The 1,742-nt window shown below is 78.0% G+C and carries 1 protein-coding gene and 1 pseudogene; both read right to left on the reverse strand.

What is annotated here, in order from left to right; all coding sequences use genetic code 11:
* Nucleotides 1-45 precede the first annotated feature (45 nt).
* The gene (gene cobC, locus GT045_RS06330) at nucleotides 46-1,152 is read right to left on the reverse strand and encodes an Rv2231c family pyridoxal phosphate-dependent protein CobC (protein ID WP_161295847.1); all 1,107 of its coding nucleotides are present in this window, start codon (nucleotides 1,150-1,152) and stop codon (nucleotides 46-48) included.
* A gap of 178 nt (nucleotides 1,153-1,330) precedes the next feature.
* A pseudogene (locus tag GT045_RS06335) lies at nucleotides 1,331-1,690 on the reverse strand (cobalamin biosynthesis protein); the annotation flags it as partial.
* Nucleotides 1,691-1,742 lie beyond the last annotated feature (52 nt).

Below are 1,742 nucleotides of genomic sequence, written 5' to 3' on the forward strand. Positions count from 1 at the left end.
ACCGGGGTCCGGGCGGGGGCGGCCGCCCGCCGGGGGCCCGGCCGCTCAGCCGAGCGTGCCGGACGAGCCGCCGGACCGGTGGGCGGGGGAGTCCAGGGCCGCCGACAGGGCCTCCAGGAAGCGGTTCGCCGTACCCCGGTCCCGTACCGCGATCCGCATCCAGTCAGCCCCGAGCCCCGGGAACGTGTCCCCCCGCCGCACCGCGTAGCCGAGCTCCCGCAGCCGTCGTCGTACACCGCTCGCGTCCGCCATCCCGACCAGGACGAACGGCCCCTCCGCGGGCTGCACCACCCGGACCCCGCGCGAGGCGAAGGCCGCCAGGCCCGACACCAGGTGCGCCCGGTCCGCGGCGACGCGGTACGCCGCGTGCCCCGCCTCGGCCAGTGCCCGCGGCGCCACACAAGCCCGGGCCGCGGCCAGCGCCGGTGTCGACACCGGCCACAGCGGCTGCGCCCGCTCCAGTTCGGCGATCACCTCGGGCTCGGCCAGCACGTACCCGATGCGCAGGCCGGCCAGCCCCCAGGTCTTGGTGAGGCTGCGCAGCACGACCAGCCCCGGCACGTCCGTCCGGCCGGCCAGCGCCTCCCGCTCACCCGGCACCGCGTCCATGAACGCCTCGTCCACCACCAACGTCCGTCCCGGACGGGCCAGCCGGACGATCGACTCCGCCGGATGCAGCACCGACGTCGGATTGGTGGGGTTGCCGATCACCACCAGGTCGGCTGCCTCCGGGACGGCCGCCGGATCCAGCCGGAACCCGTCCTCCTCCCGCAGCAGCACCCGTTCCACGGTGTGCCCGGCATCCCGCAGCGCGGCCTCCGGCTCGGTGAACTGCGGGTGCACCACGACCGGGCGGCCGACCTTCAGCGCACGCGCGAGCAGGACGAACGCCTCCGCGGCCCCCGCCGTCAGCAGCACCCGCCGCTCCGGCAGCCCGTGCCGTGCCGCCACCGCCGCCCGCGCGGCCCGCCCGTCCGGGTAGGCGGCCAGGGACGACAGGGAACCGGCGATCTCCTCCCGCAGCCACGACGGGGGCGTGTCCGCGCGGACGTTGACGGCGAGGTCGGTCAACGCCGCGCCGTCGTCCCGCACTTCGGCGTCCCCGTGATGCCGCAGATCGTGCCCGGACCCGCCGGTGTCCTCAGTGCGCATGGCCGTGCGAGTGCCCCTCGTGATGGTGATGCCCGTCGTGGTGGTCGTGATGGTGGCCGCCGGGCTGCCCCGCCGTGGTGGCCGACGTGTCCGGGCTGCCGTACGGCGGCTCCGGCAGGCCCCGGACCCCTGCCGTCACCCGGTCGTCCGCGGCGGCACCGGCCCGCCCCGGCCCCGGCCCCGGACGACGTACCACCGCACAGGTGGCCCGCGCCGACTTCCGCTTGGGGACGAGGAGGTCGCCGCCGCCCAGCAGCGCGGCCGCCTCGGCGACCGAAGCTGTGCCGACGGCCGCGAGCGGCGCCGCTGACGGGTTCGGCACCGCCACGGCCGCCAGCTCCTCGGCGGAGTACGTCACCAGCGGCACCCCGAGCCGCTCGGCGGCGGCCACGATCCCCGGCTCCTCAGCCCTGGCGTCCACGGTGGCCAGCTCGGCGACCGACCCCACCGGGACACCGGCCTCCCGGAGTGCCGCCTCGACCAGCTCCACGACCTCCCCGGCCCGCACCCCCTTCGCCGCGCCGACCCCGACCACCACCGCCGGCCGGCCCGCCGGGTCGCCACCGGCGCGGTGCGGGCGCGGGCCGGCC

The sequence above is a fragment of the Streptomyces sp. SID486 genome (assembly GCF_009865385.1).
GTDB lineage: Bacteria > Actinomycetota > Actinomycetes > Streptomycetales > Streptomycetaceae > Streptomyces.